At 38.0% G+C, this 18,415-nt stretch carries 20 protein-coding genes; 12 read left to right on the top strand and 8 right to left on the bottom strand.

What is annotated here, in order from left to right; all coding sequences use genetic code 11:
• Positions 1–61: 61 nt before the first annotated feature.
• Together JWG40_RS04375 and JWG40_RS04370 are read left to right on the top strand one after the other, a co-directional pair.
• Complete coding sequence (locus JWG40_RS04375; protein ID WP_205284646.1) at positions 62–841, top strand: SDR family NAD(P)-dependent oxidoreductase; 780 nt, start codon at positions 62–64, stop codon at positions 839–841.
• Position 842: 1 nt separating this feature from the next.
• Positions 843–2,036 (top strand): pyridoxal phosphate-dependent aminotransferase, encoded by a 1,194-nt coding sequence (locus JWG40_RS04370; protein WP_205284645.1) that lies wholly within the window; start codon positions 843–845, stop codon positions 2,034–2,036.
• On the opposite strand, the gene JWG40_RS04365 is transcribed toward JWG40_RS04370, so the two are convergent.
• A complete protein-coding gene (locus JWG40_RS04365) occupies positions 2,024–2,986 on the bottom strand; it encodes a patatin-like phospholipase family protein (protein ID WP_205284644.1) in 963 nt (320 codons plus the stop codon). The two genes, JWG40_RS04370 and JWG40_RS04365, sit on opposite strands and share 13 nt — an antisense overlap.
• Positions 2,962–3,237, bottom strand: coding sequence for an LIC_11321 family protein (locus JWG40_RS04360; RefSeq protein ID WP_232369169.1), 276 nt, complete (start codon positions 3,235–3,237; stop codon positions 2,962–2,964). Before JWG40_RS04360 ends, JWG40_RS04365 begins: the two co-directional genes overlap by 25 nt.
• A 181-nt stretch (positions 3,238–3,418) precedes the next feature.
• Here JWG40_RS04360 and JWG40_RS04355 point away from each other — a divergent pair, with 181 nt between their 5' ends.
• Both JWG40_RS04355 and JWG40_RS04350 read left to right on the top strand, forming a co-directional pair.
• Complete coding sequence (locus tag JWG40_RS04355; RefSeq protein WP_205284642.1) at positions 3,419–4,375, top strand: YjgN family protein; 957 nt, start codon at positions 3,419–3,421, stop codon at positions 4,373–4,375.
• A gap of 3 nt (positions 4,376–4,378) precedes the next feature.
• A complete protein-coding gene (locus JWG40_RS04350) occupies positions 4,379–5,575 on the top strand; it encodes a M48 family metallopeptidase (protein WP_205284641.1) in 1,197 nt (398 codons plus the stop codon).
• On the opposite strand, the gene JWG40_RS04345 is transcribed toward JWG40_RS04350, so the two are convergent.
• A complete protein-coding gene (locus JWG40_RS04345; RefSeq protein ID WP_205284640.1) occupies positions 5,533–6,453 on the bottom strand; it encodes an NAD-dependent epimerase/dehydratase family protein in 921 nt (306 codons plus the stop codon). The two genes, JWG40_RS04350 and JWG40_RS04345, sit on opposite strands and share 43 nt — an antisense overlap.
• Positions 6,454–6,539: 86 nt before the next feature.
• On the opposite strand from JWG40_RS04345, the gene JWG40_RS04340 reads away from it, so the two are divergent.
• The 4 genes from JWG40_RS04340 to JWG40_RS04325 are packed head-to-tail and all read left to right on the top strand — an operon-like array spanning position 6,540 to position 10,841.
• Complete coding sequence (locus JWG40_RS04340; RefSeq protein ID WP_205284639.1) at positions 6,540–7,559, top strand: LIC_10202 family protein; 1,020 nt, start codon at positions 6,540–6,542, stop codon at positions 7,557–7,559.
• Positions 7,556–8,623: a glycosyltransferase gene (locus tag JWG40_RS04335; RefSeq protein WP_205284638.1), complete on the top strand. Its 1,068-nt coding sequence runs from the start codon at positions 7,556–7,558 to the stop codon at positions 8,621–8,623. The genes JWG40_RS04340 and JWG40_RS04335 overlap by 4 nt, the downstream gene beginning before the upstream one ends.
• The gene (locus JWG40_RS04330; RefSeq protein WP_205284637.1) at positions 8,620–9,669 is read left to right on the top strand and encodes a glycosyltransferase family 4 protein; all 1,050 of its coding nucleotides are present in this window, start codon (positions 8,620–8,622) and stop codon (positions 9,667–9,669) included. Before JWG40_RS04335 ends, JWG40_RS04330 begins: the two co-directional genes overlap by 4 nt.
• Before the next feature lie 2 nt (positions 9,670–9,671).
• Positions 9,672–10,841 (top strand): glycosyltransferase family 4 protein, encoded by a 1,170-nt coding sequence (locus tag JWG40_RS04325; protein WP_205284636.1) that lies wholly within the window; start codon positions 9,672–9,674, stop codon positions 10,839–10,841.
• On the opposite strand, the gene JWG40_RS04320 is transcribed toward JWG40_RS04325, so the two are convergent.
• The 3 genes from JWG40_RS04320 to JWG40_RS04310 are packed head-to-tail and all read right to left on the bottom strand — an operon-like array spanning position 10,822 to position 13,575.
• A complete protein-coding gene (locus JWG40_RS04320) occupies positions 10,822–11,634 on the bottom strand; it encodes an inositol monophosphatase family protein (RefSeq protein WP_205284635.1) in 813 nt (270 codons plus the stop codon). The two genes, JWG40_RS04325 and JWG40_RS04320, sit on opposite strands and share 20 nt — an antisense overlap.
• A complete protein-coding gene (locus tag JWG40_RS04315) occupies positions 11,634–12,503 on the bottom strand; it encodes a magnetosome magnetite crystal formation protein family (protein ID WP_205284634.1) in 870 nt (289 codons plus the stop codon). The genes JWG40_RS04320 and JWG40_RS04315 overlap by 1 nt, the downstream gene beginning before the upstream one ends.
• A 1-nt stretch (position 12,504) precedes the next feature.
• Positions 12,505–13,575: a toxic anion resistance protein gene (locus tag JWG40_RS04310; RefSeq protein WP_205284633.1), complete on the bottom strand. Its 1,071-nt coding sequence runs from the start codon at positions 13,573–13,575 to the stop codon at positions 12,505–12,507.
• A gap of 192 nt (positions 13,576–13,767) precedes the next feature.
• Here JWG40_RS04310 and JWG40_RS04305 point away from each other — a divergent pair, with 192 nt between their 5' ends.
• The 4 genes from JWG40_RS04305 (at position 13,768) to JWG40_RS04290 (ending at position 16,870) form a co-directional block, all read left to right on the top strand.
• A complete protein-coding gene (locus JWG40_RS04305; protein ID WP_205284632.1) occupies positions 13,768–14,385 on the top strand; it encodes a tyrosine-type recombinase/integrase in 618 nt (205 codons plus the stop codon).
• Positions 14,386–14,440: 55 nt separating this feature from the next.
• Positions 14,441–14,779 (top strand): STAS domain-containing protein, encoded by a 339-nt coding sequence (locus JWG40_RS04300; protein WP_002975971.1) that lies wholly within the window; start codon positions 14,441–14,443, stop codon positions 14,777–14,779.
• A 7-nt stretch (positions 14,780–14,786) separates the two neighbouring features.
• A complete protein-coding gene (locus tag JWG40_RS04295; protein ID WP_205284631.1) occupies positions 14,787–16,223 on the top strand; it encodes an ArnT family glycosyltransferase in 1,437 nt (478 codons plus the stop codon).
• Positions 16,224–16,342: 119 nt separating this feature from the next.
• Positions 16,343–16,870 (top strand): SGNH/GDSL hydrolase family protein, encoded by a 528-nt coding sequence (locus JWG40_RS04290; protein WP_205284630.1) that lies wholly within the window; start codon positions 16,343–16,345, stop codon positions 16,868–16,870.
• On the opposite strand, the gene JWG40_RS04285 is transcribed toward JWG40_RS04290, so the two are convergent.
• Together JWG40_RS04285 and JWG40_RS04280 are read right to left on the bottom strand one after the other, a co-directional pair.
• Entirely contained in the window at positions 16,859–17,650 is a 792-nt protein-coding gene (locus JWG40_RS04285; protein WP_205284629.1) for a type III pantothenate kinase, read from the bottom strand. The genes JWG40_RS04290 and JWG40_RS04285 overlap by 12 nt on opposite strands.
• Positions 17,651–18,406, bottom strand: a complete 756-nt coding sequence (locus tag JWG40_RS04280; protein ID WP_205284628.1) for a biotin--[acetyl-CoA-carboxylase] ligase — start codon at positions 18,404–18,406, stop codon at positions 17,651–17,653. It lies immediately after the preceding gene.
• Between the last annotated feature and the right edge of the window lie 9 nt (positions 18,407–18,415).

Raw genomic sequence — 18,415 nt, 5'->3', positions numbered from 1 at the left:
AATTTCCAAAACTATTTAGTTTCGAATTGCCAACTTTTGCATTCAGTAATAAATTTCCCTAATGAAATATGCTTTAATTACAGGTGCATCCACTGGACTCGGAAAAGACTTTGCTCTGACTTTGGCTAAAAAGGGTTTTACTCCCATTTTAGTCGCACGTAGTGCCGATCGATTGAAGGCGCTCGCCACAGAAATCAAATCCAAATACGGATTACAAAGTGTCGTCATCGCCCAAGACTTGGCCAAACCTAAATCGGCAGAAGTTTTATACAAAGCGGTCAAAAAACTAAAACTAAACATCCACTGTTTGGTGAACAATGCTGGTTTTGGTCTCAACGGTGAATTTCATAAGAATTCCTTTGCAAAAGAAGCAGAGTTGATCCAACTCAATGTCACTACTCTCGCAGAACTTTGCCATTTGTTTTTACAAGATATGGTAAAAGTCAAAGAAGGTTATATTCTAAACGTTGCTTCCACTGCCGCTTTCCAACCAGGACCACTGATGTCAAGTTACTATGCTTCAAAAGCCTTTGTTCTTTCCTTAAGTGAAGGACTTGCCGAAGAAGTTCGAGATTATGGTGTTACTGTAACATGCGTTTGCCCAGGACCAACTCAAACTGAATTTTTCGAAAGAGCCAATATGACGAAAATCAATTTAGTTAAGTCATCTTTTCTGATTATGAAATCACAAGATGTGGTGGATATTGGACTCGATGCTCTGTTTGGAAAAAAGGTCGTAAAAATTACGGGATTCTTTAATTTCCTTTTAGCACAATCGGTTCGATTTTCTCCTAGATTTCTCGTTCGTTTGATTGCGAAATACTTACACCAAGCAGGATGATTTGGCTGATTTCCCTTTTTCATTTTCGAACCGCTTTCAGTTATTAGGTGATTTAAACTCAGAAAATAAAATCTACCAAACAAAACAAAATCTGGAAAGGTCAGGAAAAACAATTTTGGATCTCACCAATTCCAATCCTACAAAATTAGGATTGGAATTCCCTCCGGGAGCTTTGTCCCATATACTTTCCCGTTTGGACCTCAGCCAGTATGACCCTCTGGCAGAAGGGTTAGAATCCACAAGAGCGACCATTGTTTCCGAATATACAAACAGAGGAATTCAATCCAAAACCTCCGACTTAATTCTTACGGCCAGTACTTCGGAAGCCTATTCCTATATTTTTAAACTTTTTACAAATCCAGGGGACGAAGTCCTTACACCAAACCCTGGTTATCCGTTATTTAGTTTTTTAATTGGACTTGAAAATCTAAAAGAAGTCCACTACCCGCTAAAAGAAGATCCAGAAACTGGGAAGTGGATTTATTCTGCGGAAACCATTGCCAATTGTGTAAGTACAAAAACCAAACTGATTGTGTTGGTCAGTCCCGCAAATCCAACTGGTTCTCGAACCACTGCGAGTTTTTGGAAAGAATGGGAGGCATTGGAAGTCAAAATTCCAATTCTTTTAGACGAAGTTTTTGTAGGGTATGAGTTTTCTGGGCAGCCCCACGAGATTCCTGATTCGCCTAATTTTCCTCTATTAATCTGCAATGGATTTTCTAAAATGTTAGCACTTCCTCAGCTCAAACTAGGTTGGATCTTGAACCAAAGCCCAAAACTCTACAGATCCGAAATCCAGAAAAATTTAGGATTCATTGCCGATACTTACCTTTCTGTCAACTCTCCAGTACAACTCGCGGCCCCAGAACTTATACCTTGGAAATTTATGATCCAAAATCGCATCCAAACAAGAATTATGCGAAACTTTGCAGAATGTATTTTCTTTTCAGAAGAGAATCCGATAATCAAAAAAAAATCCGCAGTAGAAGCAGGATGGTATTTTTTATTTGAATTAGATTTGGAAAAAAAGGATGAAGATCTGGTTGCAGAGATTTTATTAGAAACCAAGGTGTTTTTACACCCTGGATCTTGGTATGGCTTTTCGCATAACCGCTGCATATTGGTTGTGAGCTTAATTTCAGAGGAAGAAACTTTACGAAAAGGTTTAGAAGCCCTTCAATCCTATCTTAAATAATTAAGAATTGCCGTTTTTTGGGCCAAGGCATCCGCTTTTCCTAATTCAAAAGTTTCTCTAACTCCTTTTGGATTGGTATAATCAAAAGAGGTAATAGGTAGAGGTTTAGAAGGAGTCATCAAATAGGATTTTGCCAATAATTCTGGGTCTTTACCCACAATCGTATTCGGTTCATAATGAATTCCGATGATTTTGGCGTTAGGCGAAAAAGTTTCGATGACCATATTATTGGTGAGTCCCCCATCCAAATAATATTCATCATCAACCGATTGAAAGTCCACAATAGGAGGAATTGAAGATGAGTTCATAATGAATTGTTCTATTGTTTCTGAATTCACAAAGTCTTTTTCTGTAAAATCCACATCCACCATATTCCATTTTTTAATCATCTCGGCAGTCCGGTTCGCAGGGATTCCATCCGACCGGTCTCGATCATCCAAAATAAAGGCCCTACCTGTTTCAGAGATAAGTCTCGCCAAACGGAACTTATTCTTTAGTGAATCTTCCTTGGGATGAGCTTTCACAGAATGGATCCAGACTTTGGCCCCTGATTCCAAAACCTTATCGAACTTCATTCCAAAACGAATGGTTCGCCGATACATATCTTCGTGTGGAAAGGTAGATTCTCCCCGAAGAAAATTCGAAAAATGAAAGTTACGCGAATTGCGTTTTGTGATTTCTTCAAAGTATTCTACCGATTCTTCTTCTGTTTGGGAGAGAATACAAAGGGCCATAGCAGCACCCGCAGACACTCCAGAAACCTCAGTGAAACGAACCCCCCATTCACGAAGAGTCTTTCCAACCCCCAAAGCATAAAAAGCCTTACACCCACCACCGGCAATGGCAAGAGAAGCATCATAAGAGGGAAATATTTTGACTAGTGTTTGTAATACTTGTTCTCGAACGCCCATAAAATCGACAAATTCTATTCCCCTTCCCAACGAAAGCATAGAGTGTTGTTTTCTCCTAAAAATCTGTCAAAGTATAAACTAGCGCGACAATCGTCTTCGGTCGCAAGAAAGAAATCATATCCACCGGCGGGATATTTGATTTTACAACATCCTTTTTTGTCCTTACGATCAGGCGGTTGACGCACGGACTTGTCTTGGCCCTTCAAATCACCAAGAGTCGGCGGCAGTTCTTGTCTCGAATCGGCAAATCCTTCGGATAAAAAAGCCACACTCAAGAAGAGAAAAATCAAAATGGTTCGCATTCTGTACAGGTAGACTTGATTAAAGATACACAAGTTCGGCGATTTCTAAAAAAGTCATGAATTAGGTTCAATCGTACAAATTGTATTTCTAATGAATAGGAAATATTTTTCTTTACCCATTTACAAAATCTTTTATAATCTCCCCACCAATCATCCTTTGAGGACATCAATGAACAATACGAGACTACAATACCATGCCACGGGAGGGCAACTCTTCATCCTTTTATTGAAGAATATGTTTCTTACCGTAGTAACTTTGGGGATATATAGCTTTTGGGCCAGAACCAATGTACAAAAATTTATGGCAGAAAATTTGGAATGGGCTGGGGAACGTTTTTCCTTTCATGGAACAGGAAAAGAGCGATTCATAGGTTTTCTGAAGGCCTTAGGAATTTTCATAGTTCTTTATCTCGGAATCTATATCATCCAAACCATCCTTGCTTATATTCCTATCCCATATTTTGGGATGATTGTTGGGTATGTCCTGACTCTCGGAGTGTTCCTTGCCTTGGTCCCGATTATTGTAGTGGGAGGTAGAAAGTATCTGACTTCTCGGACTGGGTACCGTAACCTTCGCTTTGGATTCGATGGAAAAATTTTGGAAGTGGCGAAAATTTATGGAAAAGGGATCCTATTAACCATCATTACACTTGGGATTTATTACCCTTGGTTTTTTGCAGAAAAGGAAGCTTACGTACAAAGCAGAACCAGATACGGAAATACAAATTTTGGATTTTCTGCAGAAGGAAAAGAGATCTTTTTCCTCTACTTAAAGGGATTTCTATTGAGTATCGTAACTCTCGGAATCTACTATTCCTGGTTTTTGGCAGATGTCCAAAATTACATTTGGAACAGAACTAGTTTCCAAGGAAAAAAATTCCGATCCGATATCACTGGCGGAAAAATTTTCATTAATTTTATCATCGCTTATTTGATCATCCTATTTACCTTAGGAATTGGATTTGCTTGGGCTGTCGTTCGTTTGACTAAACTATTCATTGAATCAGTTAGTTTAGAAGCAGAGGTCGATTTCTCTACCATTTCAGCAAAAGCAGATACAACAGCAAATGCCACTGCGGAGGGTTTGGAAGCGCTTGCCGAAGCACTGGAAGGCTTCCTATCATAAACATTGTTCCAAAATCAAACATTTACATCCCGATATTTTGACGGAGTATCAGCAGTCCCTGAAGAAGGGACTGTTCTGATTCATGGCCAAACCATCGACTTTTCGTCTGCAGAAACAGCACACAAACTGAACATTTCCCAATTTGCAGAATTCACCTTAACGCATAAAGGTTGTAAGTTGGTCTTACGACCCGATGAAGTAAAAGAAAGTCCTGTTTTAGAAATTATTTGTTCTAAGGGTGATGCAAAACTATTAGAATCCATCTGGATCCAATCCAAGAAAAACCAAAGTCATGCACATGCATTTTTCTATTCCATTAGAGAGATGAACCCGATTGTGCTTGGAACCTTGTCGATTGTCATTGTCGCAGTTATTGGCTTTTTCTATTTTAAAGGATTGGAACTTGTTACTAACTTAATCCCAGTTTCTATGGACAAATCACTCGGTGAATCGGTTCAAATGAAAATGGATGCCCAATTTCAAGAATGTAATACCAAGGCAACAGAGAGATTCTTTTCAGAAGCCTTAAAAAAAATTGCGCCCAAAGGCAGCCCTCATCAATTCAAAGTTTCAGTGATTGGCTCTACCATTCCCAATGCCTTTGCCCTCTCCAATGGAAAAATCTATTTTTTTTCTGGATTGTTAAACGAGGCCAAATCCCAAGAAGAAGTCATCGGTGTTTTGGCACATGAAGTGGCCCATATCGAAAAAAGACATCATATGAGAAACTTAGTGAAAGCTGGTGGTACATCACTTGCAATTAGTTTGGTTGTGGGTCCTGGTTTGGGAAATATGGAATTTTTAGAAACATTTACGGAACTTGGTTCCACAATTCTTGTTCTAAAGTTTTCTAGAGACTTTGAAACAGAAGCGGATGTTACATCCATCGAGTATTTACGAAACCAAAACCTTTCTCCATCTGGCCTTCTTACCTTCTTTCAACGAATGCAGGAACTAGAAAAAGAAATTGCAGAATCTGAAAAAAATCCATCCGATACCAATGCAAAAGATGATCAAGTGATTACAAAATCACTCACTGATTTTTTAAGCACACATCCTGCTACAGATGAAAGGATGAAAACGCTGGCAACTTTGATTGAATCTGGAAAAAAAGGAACAATCAAAAAAGTGGTTTCAGACAAAACATGGAAAGAAGTTCAATCGGTTTGTTTGGATTTCAAAAATTCTGATTCTAAATGATTGTAAATCTGTTGGAGAGTTTCGCTTAAGCTGTGTTTGTTTTTCCAACCGAGTGCTCTTAGTTTGGAATTATCTCCATACACCTTGGATGTTTCGGACGCTCTGACTCGTCCGGCATCCACTTCAAATTTTATATCATGACCTGAAATCTTTACTAATTCCTCTACCATAAAACGTATACTACGTTCTTCACCAGAACAGATATTATAAATTTCTCCAGACTCACCCTTCTCGATTAAGGTTAGATAACCACTGATAATATCTTCCACATGAGAAAAATCTCGTGTCGGTGCTAAATCACCTACAGCAATCGAAGTTTTTCCTGAATATTTGGCTTCGATAATTTGAGAACAAAAGTTAGGAATGACAAACTCTTTCCTTTGCCCAATCCCAATATGATTGAAAGGACGAGCAATGACAACAGAAACAAAAGGACTGTATTCCGCGTATTGGCGACAATAAGATTCGGCTGCCAATTTACTTCCCGCATAGGGGTTCAATGGTTTTGGCAAAAGAGATTCCTTTAAAGGAAGAAATGATAGGTTTTGTTTCCCGTAGACATCTGCGGACGAAACATACAACATTTTACATGGCTTCTGAATTCTATGCAAGTATTCGATTAGGTTCAATGTGCCACCAACATTGATTTCTTCTGTTTCCCAGGGGTTTTCGATCGCAATGGGAACAAATGCTTGGGCTGCTAAGTGGATCAGGATATCCGGTCGAATTTCTTCTAGATTTCTCACAACGGCCTTTCGGTCGCGAATGTCACCTTGAAAACAATGGATTTGATACTCGCCAACCGATTCGAGAGCGGGAAGTAGGTAACTTCCGACAAATCCACTGGCTCCGGTGACTAAAGTTTGTTTTTTTTTCATAGAAAAGGGAAATTTCCGATTCGGCCCTAAGATTTAGTTGCCATTCTTCCAATTTTTCAAATCCTCTCAACAAAAGAAAGAAAACTGTGGAAGACAAAAAGAAATTCAATCCCTCCCCCTTTGTCGAAGTCCGAGACCCACAGTTGAATGTATCAGAATTGATCCAGGGAATCGAATCAAAGATCCCTCTAGACCCAGGACAAACTCCCAATTGGAGAGAACTCACAAAGATCAGTTACAAACCCGAATCCCCACAAGGATTTCGAAAATTTGATCCTGCGGGCACCGCTCATCTCTTTGAAAAAGGCATTTCAAGCCCCAAATTTTCAAATCCAAAATTCTGGTTTATTAGAGGGCCAATTAAATACTTCATCAACCGCCTAATCTCTGTTTACGGACTTATCGATAAAAAACTTTCGGAGAATAGAATCCGTGCATTTTTTTCGGTTTTGCATGAGTTAGTTCGTTTGGGAAAAAGAATAGAACAAATCGAAAGTCGTTTTGATGGATTTTATCGGGATCATTTGTTGCATGAATCCTCAAATGAATTACCTAACTTTGGTTGGGCGATAAATTCATACTTTACTGATGCAGGTTCGAATCCGACTTGGAAACTTGCATTAGAAGATTTTTCTAAAACTAGTGAAATCACAGTTTTGTTTCCGGAATGGGGAGACATTTTAAAACAACTTTCTATAATGAAAATTCCTTTTCGTTGTATCACATCTCATGAAAGTGAATTTCAATTCATTCAAAGTAAAATTACCGCGACTGTCCAATTAGAAAAAAAAATATTTCCTTTAAACCAAATTTTAAAAAATCCAACGGATCTTTTGGTTTATTTACCACTCAATCGTTTTCCTTCTTTTTGGATCGAAAGGATATTTGCTGAAATTTCAAATTCGCTTTCCAATGGTAAACATTTGTATTTTTCCGTATCCATCAAACCCAACTTTTCCAATCGCCCATTCCGTGATCTGCAAGTTTCTGAAATCAATTTGGACCAACTACCCAACTATTTAGAAACTCTTGGTTTTAAACAAGTTCGAGATCTTTCTGTCACAGAAGATACGAAAATATACAGATATACAAAACTCGATACATGAATGTTTTCCAACATTTAGATGAACTAAAAGATTCTGATGGTGTAGGAAATGATGCAATTGGACTTGCAGATGTTTTTATTTCCCTTGGTTACCAATCGCATTTTGTAACAAGATTACCTCGGAAGGGAAAACAATTAAATAGCCAGTTCCACTTTGTAGATTCCTTTCAGCACCCAACAACTTCGGATGATATTCACATTCTACATTATGGTGGGGCGGGTTATCCTTATTCTCTTTTCCAAAACTTACCTGGCCGAAAGATTCTAAGATTCCACAACATAACGCCCGCTCAGTTTTATAGAGATACCACTACTCCCGATATTTTTTCAGCAATGGAAAAATTTGAATCTTTATCCTATTTAGAAATTGCTAGTTTATCCATATTTTGTGATTCTATCTGGTGCGATTCTGAATTTAACTTCCAAACTATTTCCGAGTACCAATTCAAAAATCCCTATATCATCCCCATTTGCAAATCTTATGAAACCGATTCTAAAATGGAATCCGTATCCCGAAATCAATCCTTGGTTTTTGTAGGTCGTTATTCACCACAAAAAAAATGGGAAGACCTGATTGAACTCTTCTCTTATTGGGTAAAGGAATTTCCTGAAGCCAACTGTTTGTGTATAGGTTCTGTTATTGGTGCCTTCGATGGTTATTTTGATAAACTGACTGCGAATGTGCAAAAATTCGGATTAGAAGGAAAGGTTCTTTTTTTGACAGGCAAATCTGATTTAGAAGTAATCGCAATTTTAAAAGAGGCAGGTGCCTTTGTTTCTATGAGCGAACATGAAGGTTTTTGCCTACCGATTCTAGAAGCGTTTGGTTCTGGAATTCCAGTCTTTGCCTATTCCGCCGGAGCAGTCCCTGGAACCATGAAAGGAGCAGGCGTTCTTTTCCAAACAAAAGATTTTTTTTCTATTATAAAACTAATCCAAGAGAATTTGTTCCAAATGGAAAAACGAACTTCCCTGATTGATAACCAATACAAAGTATTGCAATCTTATAACCAATTTCCATTTCAAGAAGTGATTTCAGGGATTCTTAATTCCGGTATCCAATGAACATACATCAATTTTCCGCAGGATTCCAATTAGGCGACGCCATCTCCCAAGAAATGTTGGAGATAAAACGTTTGTTGTCCAAGGAAGGATACAATGGAAAAATATTTGCAGAAAATGTATTTTCTTACGATAGAAAATATGCAGAAAAAATTACCAAAGCAAAAATCAAACCGAATGATGTACTGGTATACCACCATTCCATTCACAGCGAAGTACTAGATTTTATTCTAAAATTTCCAAATCGAAAAATCCTTATTTATCACAATGTCACTCCTGAAAATTTTTTTACCGACTATGACCTGAAATTTTCTTATCTACTGCGAAAAGGAAGAGAAGATTTGGAAATCATTCGGAACACCTTCCATCATTCTTTTGCTGTTTCTCATTTTAATTTAAGCGAATTAAGAGAGATCGGATTTGAACATGCTAGATTACTTCCACTTCACCTAAACTTTCAAAAATGGAAAGATGTTCCACGTGATCTCAAATTAAAATCATTTGTAAACCCCTCCTTTTTGTTTGTGGGTCGTATTGCACCGAACAAACGCCAGGATGATTTAATACGTTTTGCAAGAACATGGAAATCAAAAATGGGAAATCAATTCTCCTTGCGAATGCTTGGTTTCTGCAACCCAAACCAACAATCCTACTTGGATGAACTCAATTTTATGATCCACCACTTAGATCTTACTGAAGAAGTAAAAATTATTTCTTACGTTGATGAAACGATGTTAAAAAAGATCTACTCAGAAAGTAACATGTTTTTATCGATGAGTGAACATGAAGGATTTTGTGTTCCCCTTATGGAAGCAATGTATTTCCACTTACCAGTGGTTGCCTTTGCCGCAGGAGCTATCCCGGAAACCTTAAACCATTCCGGGATTCTTTTTGAATCGAAAGATTTTGATTCCCTTGTTCCCCTTGTTGATTCCGTTTTCAAAAAAACGGAACTTCGAAATTCAATCATTGGTTCTCAGAATATTAGGTTAGATGAATATTTACAATCCACTAGTATCCTACCCTTACTCGAAGTAGTGAGAGTTTAACTATGGCAAAAATTTTAATGATAACCGCGCGTTTTTTAGAACATGCTTCTGGCGGTGCAGAAAAATTAGCATACGATTACGCATCGATTCTTTCGGAATCCAACGATGTTACAGTTTGTACTTCTTCTGCCAAAGATTATGTAAGTTGGAAAAATGAATTTCGAGGAGGAGAAACCAGAGAAAATTCCATTCGAATCCTTCGATTTCCAGTATCCCAAACTCGAAATATGGTGAAGATGAATCGTATTTTAAATCAATGTTTAGAAAAAGGAGATTCTGTTTCCGAAAAAGAACAATTCGAATTCCTAAAAGAACAAGGGCCGTTTTGTCCAGACTTAGTAAACTTCGTTACCAAAGAACAGAATTCTTATGACATTGCGATTCTTATCGGCTATCTTTATTATCCTGTTGTCGCAAGTATTCCTAATTTAAAAATTCCCTTTGTCATCGTACCAACATTTCATGATGAACCTCCATTTCGTCTTCCCATGTATAGGAAGACCTATACAAAAGAGTATGTATATAGCTTCAATGCACCAGAGGAAATGTCTGTTTATGAAACCTATACGAAACAAAAAACAGAGTCTTATTTTTTAATTGGAACCTATATCGATGATAATTTTACAGATCTTAATCCACCAGATTTAGATTCCAATCAATTGATTACTATTGGTCGAATTGAACCAGCAAAGGGATACCCTGAACTTTTTGAAAACTTTCAAAATTGGAAGTTATATTCTAACCGAACAGACATTACGGTCAAATGTTTAGGTTCTATTTCCTCCATGGAAACTCCGAAGGACTCTTTGATTACTTTTACTGGTTTTGTCAGTGAAGAAGAAAAAATTTCCGAAATCCAAAAGTCATTTCTTTTACTCAATCCGTCAGCATTTGAAAGTTTTTCTATTTCGATTATGGAAGCATGGATACAAAAAAAAGCCGTACTCGTAAATGCAAAATCCTCTGTAATGAAAGGACATTGTTTACGAAGTCAAGGTGGACTTTATTATTCAGATTCTCTTTCTTTCCAAAGAACTTTGGATTTTTTGTTGGAGAATCGAGACATCGCCAATAGACTCGGGCAGAATGGTAGGGAGTATGTTCTGGCAAACTTTAGTAAAGAAGTGGTCCGGAAAAAACTAAACCAGATGGTTAGTATGCTACTCGATTGATTTGTCCCTCAAATTCAGCTAATAAGTATTCATGTACAAGACCATTCGTTGCAAGTAAACTGGGAATCATAATAGAAAAGTCGTTTCCATCCATGGAAGTAATTTTTCCTTTTGCCTCTAACACAATGAGACCAGCGGCTGCCATATCCCAAGGTTTTAATCCAAGTTCGTAGTATCCTTCAAACTTACCTTCGGCTAACCAACATAAATCGAGAGTTGCTGCTCCTGTTCTACGGATGCCACGAGATTTTTGCAAAATGGATTTGTAATACTGCATAAGAGTATCTAATGATAGATTCCGATCATAAGGAAATCCTGTGACAAAAAGAGAGTCCTTAAGAGAGCTCGTTTTAGAAACTTGAATAGGAGTTTTTTCTCGAAAGGCACCTTGGCCTTTGATCGCATGATAATAGGTATTTAACTCTGGAAAAAAAACCATTCCAATGAGAGGAGTCATTGTTTCTGTTTCGACAACACCAACGGAAATACCGTATAATGGTAGTCCATGAGTGTAATTGGTAGTGCCATCCAAAGGATCCACCACCCAAGTATATCCCGACTTACCTTCTATCTTTCCTCGTTCTTCAGAAAGAATCCCATCAGCAGGATAATTTTTCTGGATCTCATCCAAAATCATGGACTCTGCTTTTAAATCAGCTTCCGTTACTAGGTTGTATAGACCTTTTTCATCTACCTTCAATCCCGATTCTTTGTGTTTTTGCACTAAGAAATCAGAAACCGTTGGAAGGAAATTTAAAAAATGATAAGATCTATCCAGTAACTCTGATTGCATCAATACCCACCAAATTCGATGTTTTTCTTCATCGCAGTGATCTCAACATCTAAATTTAGGGTTTCATCTGCTTTCAGTTTATTTCTGACCTGTTCTGTCGTTTTGATTACTTCACTGAGTAATGAATTCAATTCTGTTTTTCTTTTTTCAGTTTCAGCAGAACCCGCATCGGCACTCACCTTATTGTACTGACTTAATATCTTAGATACAGTTTCAGGAAAGTAATTCAGAAATTGTTTTGCCTTTCGGTAAGACAAAGGATCTTCGGCGAGTCGAACACGCAAATCAGAGAGAGAATGTAAGTATTCATTACTAAGTCCTTGCAGTGTTGAATCCGTGAGTGATTTGGATTCTTTTTCTGTCAAAACTCGAAATCCATCCAATCGTTCCATTTGTGATTTGTATTCGGTAAACTCGACTTTATCTTCAAATTTTTTCTTTAATTCATTCCAATTCTCCTTCGTTTGGTTGGATGAAAAAAGAAGAGGGAAAAAACTAAACGGATAGTGGTGGGCTTTTCCAATGGTAGTTCTATAGATTGCAATTCCTAAAAAGATAACATGAAGGAATGCCATAAATACATAAGAAAACACAAGTAAAACCCGATCATCACCAAACTTTGCTCCAAACCCAAAAAACCCAAGTGACAACAAAGCCTGTAAATAAATAGCCTCTAGCGATTGTTTGGCGGAATAGGAAGATTTATTTCTCGAAAGCCACATGACAAATGGATAAACCATAGCACCAAGGGAAGAAATAAAAAAGGGAAAAGGCAATAAAGCCATTGGATAGGTTAGGATGGTCGAGAGATGGGCACGCCTCGCCCATTTCTTTTCTTCTTGGTTTTGTTCCAATTGCACTTCAGTCATTCTATTTCGATTCCAATAGTTTTTGTTTGATTTCTGATTCAATTTTAATCATTTCTTGTTCTGCAGATTTTCGTTTTTGACGACCATCTTCTTGGATTTTTAACGTTTCCGTAATGGTTTCAATCAACTGTTGGTTTACAGTTTTTAATGTTTCGATTTCAATGATTCCTTTTTCGGACTCTCTTGCGATCTCAACAGTTCCTGTTTTCAACATTTCCGCATTTTTTTGAATTAGGTCATTGGTGGTTTTCGAAACTTGTTTTTGCGCCTCTAATGCCTTTCTTTGGCGTAACAAACCTAATGCGATGACTATTTGGTTTTTCCAAAGAGGAATAGTGTTTAGAATGGAACTTTGGATTTTCTCCACTAGGACTTGGTTTCCGTTTTGGATGAGGCGGATCTGCGGTCCAGTTTGTAAGGAGAGAATTCGAGTGAGCTTTAAATCGTGGATTTTTTTCTCAAATCGATCCACCATTTGTACCATATCTTGGTACTGTTGGGAAGCCAAAGTATCTCCTTGGGCTTTTGCTTTCGCCAACATTTCTGGTAGGATTTTGTCTCTTAACTCCTTAACTTTTTGGTCCCCAGCGGCAATGTACACTTGGATTTCTTTAAAATATTCCAAGTTTTTCTCATATAACGCCTGTAATAATGTTATGTCTTTTGTGAGATTGGTCCGTGCTGTATGTAATTCTTCCACAATCTTTTCAATTTGGGATTGTAGGTCTTCAAATTTGGCTAAGAATTTCCGCGAGGCATCAAAAAGGCCACCAATGAGGGGGATTTTTGATAAAGTTCCACCCTCACCTGCAAAACTATCCAAATTCAAATCTTTGATTTTAAACAAGAGGTTATTTAAGAGTTCACCAGCATATCCCGAATCCTTTGTTTTGATTTCGGAAAGAACTTTGTCAGCAAATTCGGAAACCTTGGCCTGTGCAGAGGCTCCGTAGGAGACAACATCATTCGGATTGTTGAGTTTAATTTGTCCTGTAAGTTCCTCAACTTTCAGTAAATCTTCCTTTGTCAGTTGTAGTTCCGGGTCATTCGTTTTCAGTTCCAAAGAGTCCATTCGTGTCTGTCCTTTATCCTTTCTCCCAAAGATAGGATCGTTTTTGAAATATGAATCAAGCAGAAAATAGGAAGGTGCAAAAACATGAACAAGTAAATTTATTTCTTCCGAATTTTTGATCCAAAACTGCAGTTTGGTGACAAATTGATTGCATAGATTGTTATAACTGTTACATTCCTGCGAGAAAAATTTATGCTAAATAATGATTTGAAATTACCGGCCCTCCTCCCACAAGTTTTGACCGTTGATGTCATGACACTTGATAATCGTTTGATTGACCAATCGGAAGTTCGAACTCTTTTGTTCAAACTCCGTGATCGGAACTACCTCCATTACTTAATCATCAAGTTTTTGGTGTGTACAGGTCTATCACTCCCCGAATTAATCGATCTCAAAATCGCAGACTTCAACCCCGAAAGAACTCTCTTCAAATTAAAGAACGGCGGTCGTTTGCGCAGGAGAAAGATCTTCATTGAACCTAACTTGGCATTAGAACTCTATCGTTACTCATCCGAGTTCTCACCCACTGATTATCTATTTCCTGGTCGTTATGGAAAATTACGGACAAGAACCATTCAAAAGATTCTGAAGAATGCAAGTAACCTCATCTCAAAAGAAATCCATATCCCCTTTCTTCGTGATATGATCGCCTTGGATCTTTTCAAAAAAGGTTTTCCTGTTTGGGAAATCCAAGAGTTTTTGGGACATAGATCTACTCGTTCTACCAAACAAAGAATATTATTGCACATTCCGGTCGAAGAACGAACAGATCCGCGACTTTTTAACCGAAACAAAAACCAAGCAGCCTAAAAATTTCTTGAACCTTTGGTGTTTTCAGAGATTCTAGTCTTCAAGTAGGCTCGCTTTGGAAATTAAGACCAAAAAAATCGGAAAGCACACACTCGTTCACCTTAACGGTCGTTTGGACATTACCCATTCGGATGAAGTGGAGGCCAAATTGGCCGACGACGTGCAAAACGGCGAGGGCGACATCATCATCAACCTTGAGCTTATCTCTTACATCTCTTCCTCTGGAATTCGCATCTTTGTGGGAATGGTTCGAGAGTTGGACAAACAAGGTAGAAAGCTAAAGCTCTGCTGTATCACACCTCCTGTCAAAAAGGTGTTCGATGTAGTGGAACTTTTGGACTTGTTTGAAGTCTTTGAGACGGAACAAGAAGCCGTTAATTCCCTCTCCAAATAGTAACCACGTGGCTTACGCCTCGTTTTTCATTATCTCTGCACTCTTTTTCTTTCAGGTCTGGATCAACTTGGATATTTTCCCAGTTGTCTGGCCAGATGAAGTTTTGTTTTTTTCCCCCGCATTGTCTTTTGCAAAATATGGCCATTTACAAACCGATGTTTTGAATGGTCTCATCCCCGGTATGGAATCCAAAACCCTCTGGATGCCACCCCTGTATTTACTTTTCTCCGGCCTTTCTTTATCTATTTTTCCTGACACACTAACAACGGTTCGTATTGCAAACGTAGTAATAGTGTATTTCACGGCCGTAGGTTTTTATTGGTTATTGAGAAGAGAATCTCTATCCGAATTTGCCTGCCAAATTGCTTTTGTTAGTATCTTATGGGAACCTCTTCTTTTCCGTTTTGGAACTGCTGCCAGAATGGAAGGGCTCACTGCTTTTTTCTTTATCACAAGTTTACTTTTTTCAACTAATAAAGATAAATCCAAACAGTGGTTTGTTTTTTTAGCAGGTGTTACACTCTCACTTTCTTTTTTATCTCATCCCATTGGTGCTTCCTTTGGACTCGCAACACTTTTTTTGGTTTGGAGAAATTTCGGCTTAAAATCCATTCCTTGGTTTCTCCTCGGAGGAATTCTACCTATCTTGTGTTGGTTGTATTACATCCATCCGAATTGGGATTGGTTTGAAATTCAGTTCGGAGCACAACTCACACGCAAAAGAAATCTTCTCGAAACCTTCACGCTGATCGACAAGGTAAAAGTATTTTCCTTTGGATTTGGATTTCCAAAATTACGATTGGCCGTCATCCTAACAGAACTCATGGCTCTGGCATTTATTTCCTATAAACGCTTCAAACAGTTTGGGAAACTAGATCAGAAATGGATATTATTTTGGATTTGGATTCTATCAATCCTAATCGCATTATATACCTCTTCTGAAGGATGGTATGTTTTCCATATCCTATTTCCATTAGCATTGGGAATGGCTTTGTTATGCGAATCTGAAATATACAATTTGAAATTGCCATTTGTTGGTGTTTTATTATCTCTTTTTGCCTTACTCTATACCAATCACATCCATTGGTTTCAAACAGATTCAAAACAACTTTTAGAATCACATTACCAACACTTAGAAATGAGTTTGGTTAATTCTAAGTCAGTGTATTTACAAGCACTCCCTGATCCTTACTTCAGCTTACGAAAAAAACGACCTGATCTGAATATTTTGGAATTTATCCCAGGGGAACTAGACATTCCTTCGGAAGCATACATTAAAACTATCAAGTCACGAGACAGTTTTGTTTTCTATGATGACCAATTGATAAATCATGTGATCAAAGATTATTTAAAAACCTCCTCTTGGAAACGGGAGGAATGGGAGATTCCTGTTTCCGGTAATCATTGGCTGCACTATAAAACGATCGTTTATACAAAAAAATGAAAGTTTGGAAATCCTTCCCATCTTACGTAATTCCATGGATCTCTTTCTTTTTATCAATCGGGTGTTACCATTCGGATAAACCAACAAACCAATATTTATCGCTCCTAGGAGGAATTTCATTGAACCGTAAGATTACAATCGTGGGAGATTCGTTGGGGCAATGGTCAGATGGTTTTGGGCTAAAAACAAAACTACCTACCGAATTCAAAGTAACAGATGTTTCCGTTGCAGGTTACACTACAGAAGATTGGTTACAAAATAAAAATCGTTTGAATACAATTCCAACGGATCTTTGGCTTTTGGAGTTAGGCACTAATGATGCCATGGTATACGGTACCAGTGGATTTGAATCTAGAACAAGAGAGCTTATTTCTTTTTTGGAGTCTTCTCAAGTATCCAAGGTAATACTTACAACAATCCCCTTGACCAATATGACTTCCATTCGAGAAACCATTCGAACCAATAACCAAACCATACGCCAGCTTAAAGAAAACAAACCGAGTATCGATTATGTCGAAATTGAGTCGATTTTTGAGTCGAATCCTGGTGGTCTTCCTTTGTATCCCGTTTCGGACCCCATTCATCCCAACCAAATTGGTTATGAAATTATGGGTGAGGCTTATCGGAAAAAAATATTAGGAATTTAAATCCGCTAAAATTTTCAAACCCTTCAAAGTCATCATAGGATCAATTTCATCAAACACTTGGTTATGCGAAGCATGAATGGTAGTGACAAGTCCTCCCGTTCCTACGACTACATAATCTCCAGGATGTTCTTCCTTTATGGCTCTTACAATTTCTTTTAACAAACCAATCCAACCAAAGAAAAACCCTGCCTGAATAGACTCGACAGTAGATTCGCCTAATACTCGTTTGGGAGATCCAAAAACAATAGGAGGGAGTTGCGCTGTATTACGAGTTAAGGCATCCATGGAGATTTTTAGACCAGGTGCAATCACACCACCTACATATTCTGGTTTTTCGTTGATCACACAAAAAGTAGTCGCAGTTCCCAAATCCACAAGGATGGCTTTCTTTCCAGGATAGGTTTTTGCACAGTAGGCAGCATTTACCAATCGGTCTGCACCAATTTCGAAAGGACGAGGATAACTAATTCCAAAATTGAGTTTCATTTGGTAATGTACACGCAGTGGATTTACATTAAACCAATCTTCTAACATACGTTCAACGATTGGATTCAAAGAGGGAACTACACTTGAGTAGATCGCCGTTTTTACTCGATCAGCCTTTACATTTTCCTGAGTTAAAAACCCTTTTAAAAAAAGGCCTAATTCATCAGAAGTTCTATCTCTTCTTGTCACGGTTCTCTTGTGAAAATCGGGAGTGTCTTGCCCTTCACGAAACACACCAAATACGGTGTTTGTATTTCCCACATCGATAACTAATAATAATGGTGATTCTGACATTTATATAATCCGAAATTTTGGTGAAGTATCCATCAGCTCAATCTTTTCGCCGGTTTCGGTCATGATGAGAAGGAATCCTAATTCATCAATTCCCAAAACTCGTCCACGAACCATTCTGGATTGCCATTCTGTTTCAATTACTTTGTGTTTTAACAAGGAGTGGTTCTCAATCCAAACTAAATCTTTCAGAACTTGCCCCTGGTCTAATAACGAAATAACAGATTGATTTAGGTCCGTGATCAACTGATTTACAAATCTTTCTAAATCACCTTCCCCCAAAGCTAGATCACATAAAAAGGTAGCTTTCTCCTCTAAAGTATCGGGAATGGAGTTTCCAAAAAAATTCAGTCCAATGCCAATCACCACATCAAACACTCCGTTTATGAATTCGGATTGAACCAAAATTCCTCCCACTTTTTTTTCGCTTCGATAGATATCATTCGGCCACTTGACCGTTGTATCATTTTCACGCTCGGGAAAAAAATGAAAGATTGTTTTTAAAACCGCAGAAGAAACAAAAATAGATAATAAGGGAAGAGAAATTTCGGCAGCTGATATTCTGATTTTACCTGAAAAAATCAGAGGATCTTCGCCTAACGATTGCCAAACATTTTTTCCGCGACCTTTTCCAGCTGTTTGTTCATCGGCAATCACCCATGAACCAAAGGGAATTTTGACGTCACGAATCCATTCATTTGTAGACTCAACAGTAGAAAGTCTGTGACCCAGTTCCGATTTTAACAATCTATATTCCATGCGTCTATT

It is taken from the genome of Leptospira abararensis, assembly GCF_016918735.1.
Classification (GTDB): Bacteria; Spirochaetota; Leptospiria; order Leptospirales; family Leptospiraceae; genus Leptospira_A; species Leptospira_A abararensis.
This window is presented reverse-complemented; position numbering and strand designations above follow the sequence as displayed.

Bases quoted from the DNA above. Each gene is read 5' to 3' on its own strand.
- JWG40_RS04375 (WP_205284646.1), top strand. From the start codon at position 62: ATGAAATATGCTTTAATTACAGGTGCATCCACTGGACTCGGAAAAGAC.
- JWG40_RS04365 (WP_205284644.1), bottom strand. From the start codon at position 2,986: ATGCTTTCGTTGGGAAGGGGAATAGAATTTGTCGATTTTATGGGCGTT.
- JWG40_RS04355 (WP_205284642.1), top strand. From the start codon at position 3,419: ATGAACAATACGAGACTACAATACCATGCCACGGGAGGGCAACTCTTC.
- JWG40_RS04345 (WP_205284640.1), bottom strand. From the start codon at position 6,453: ATGAAAAAAAAACAAACTTTAGTCACCGGAGCCAGTGGATTTGTCGGA.
- JWG40_RS04335 (WP_205284638.1), top strand. From the start codon at position 7,556: ATGAATGTTTTCCAACATTTAGATGAACTAAAAGATTCTGATGGTGTA.
- JWG40_RS04330 (WP_205284637.1), top strand. From the start codon at position 8,620: ATGAACATACATCAATTTTCCGCAGGATTCCAATTAGGCGACGCCATC.
- JWG40_RS04325 (WP_205284636.1), top strand. From the start codon at position 9,672: ATGGCAAAAATTTTAATGATAACCGCGCGTTTTTTAGAACATGCTTCT.
- JWG40_RS04320 (WP_205284635.1), bottom strand. From the start codon at position 11,634: ATGCAATCAGAGTTACTGGATAGATCTTATCATTTTTTAAATTTCCTT.
- JWG40_RS04315 (WP_205284634.1), bottom strand. From the start codon at position 12,503: ATGACTGAAGTGCAATTGGAACAAAACCAAGAAGAAAAGAAATGGGCG.
- JWG40_RS04310 (WP_205284633.1), bottom strand. From the start codon at position 13,575: ATGGACTCTTTGGAACTGAAAACGAATGACCCGGAACTACAACTGACA.
- JWG40_RS04305 (WP_205284632.1), top strand. From the start codon at position 13,768: ATGCTAAATAATGATTTGAAATTACCGGCCCTCCTCCCACAAGTTTTG.
- JWG40_RS04285 (WP_205284629.1), bottom strand. From the start codon at position 17,650: ATGTCAGAATCACCATTATTATTAGTTATCGATGTGGGAAATACAAAC.
- JWG40_RS04280 (WP_205284628.1), bottom strand. From the start codon at position 18,406: ATGGAATATAGATTGTTAAAATCGGAACTGGGTCACAGACTTTCTACT.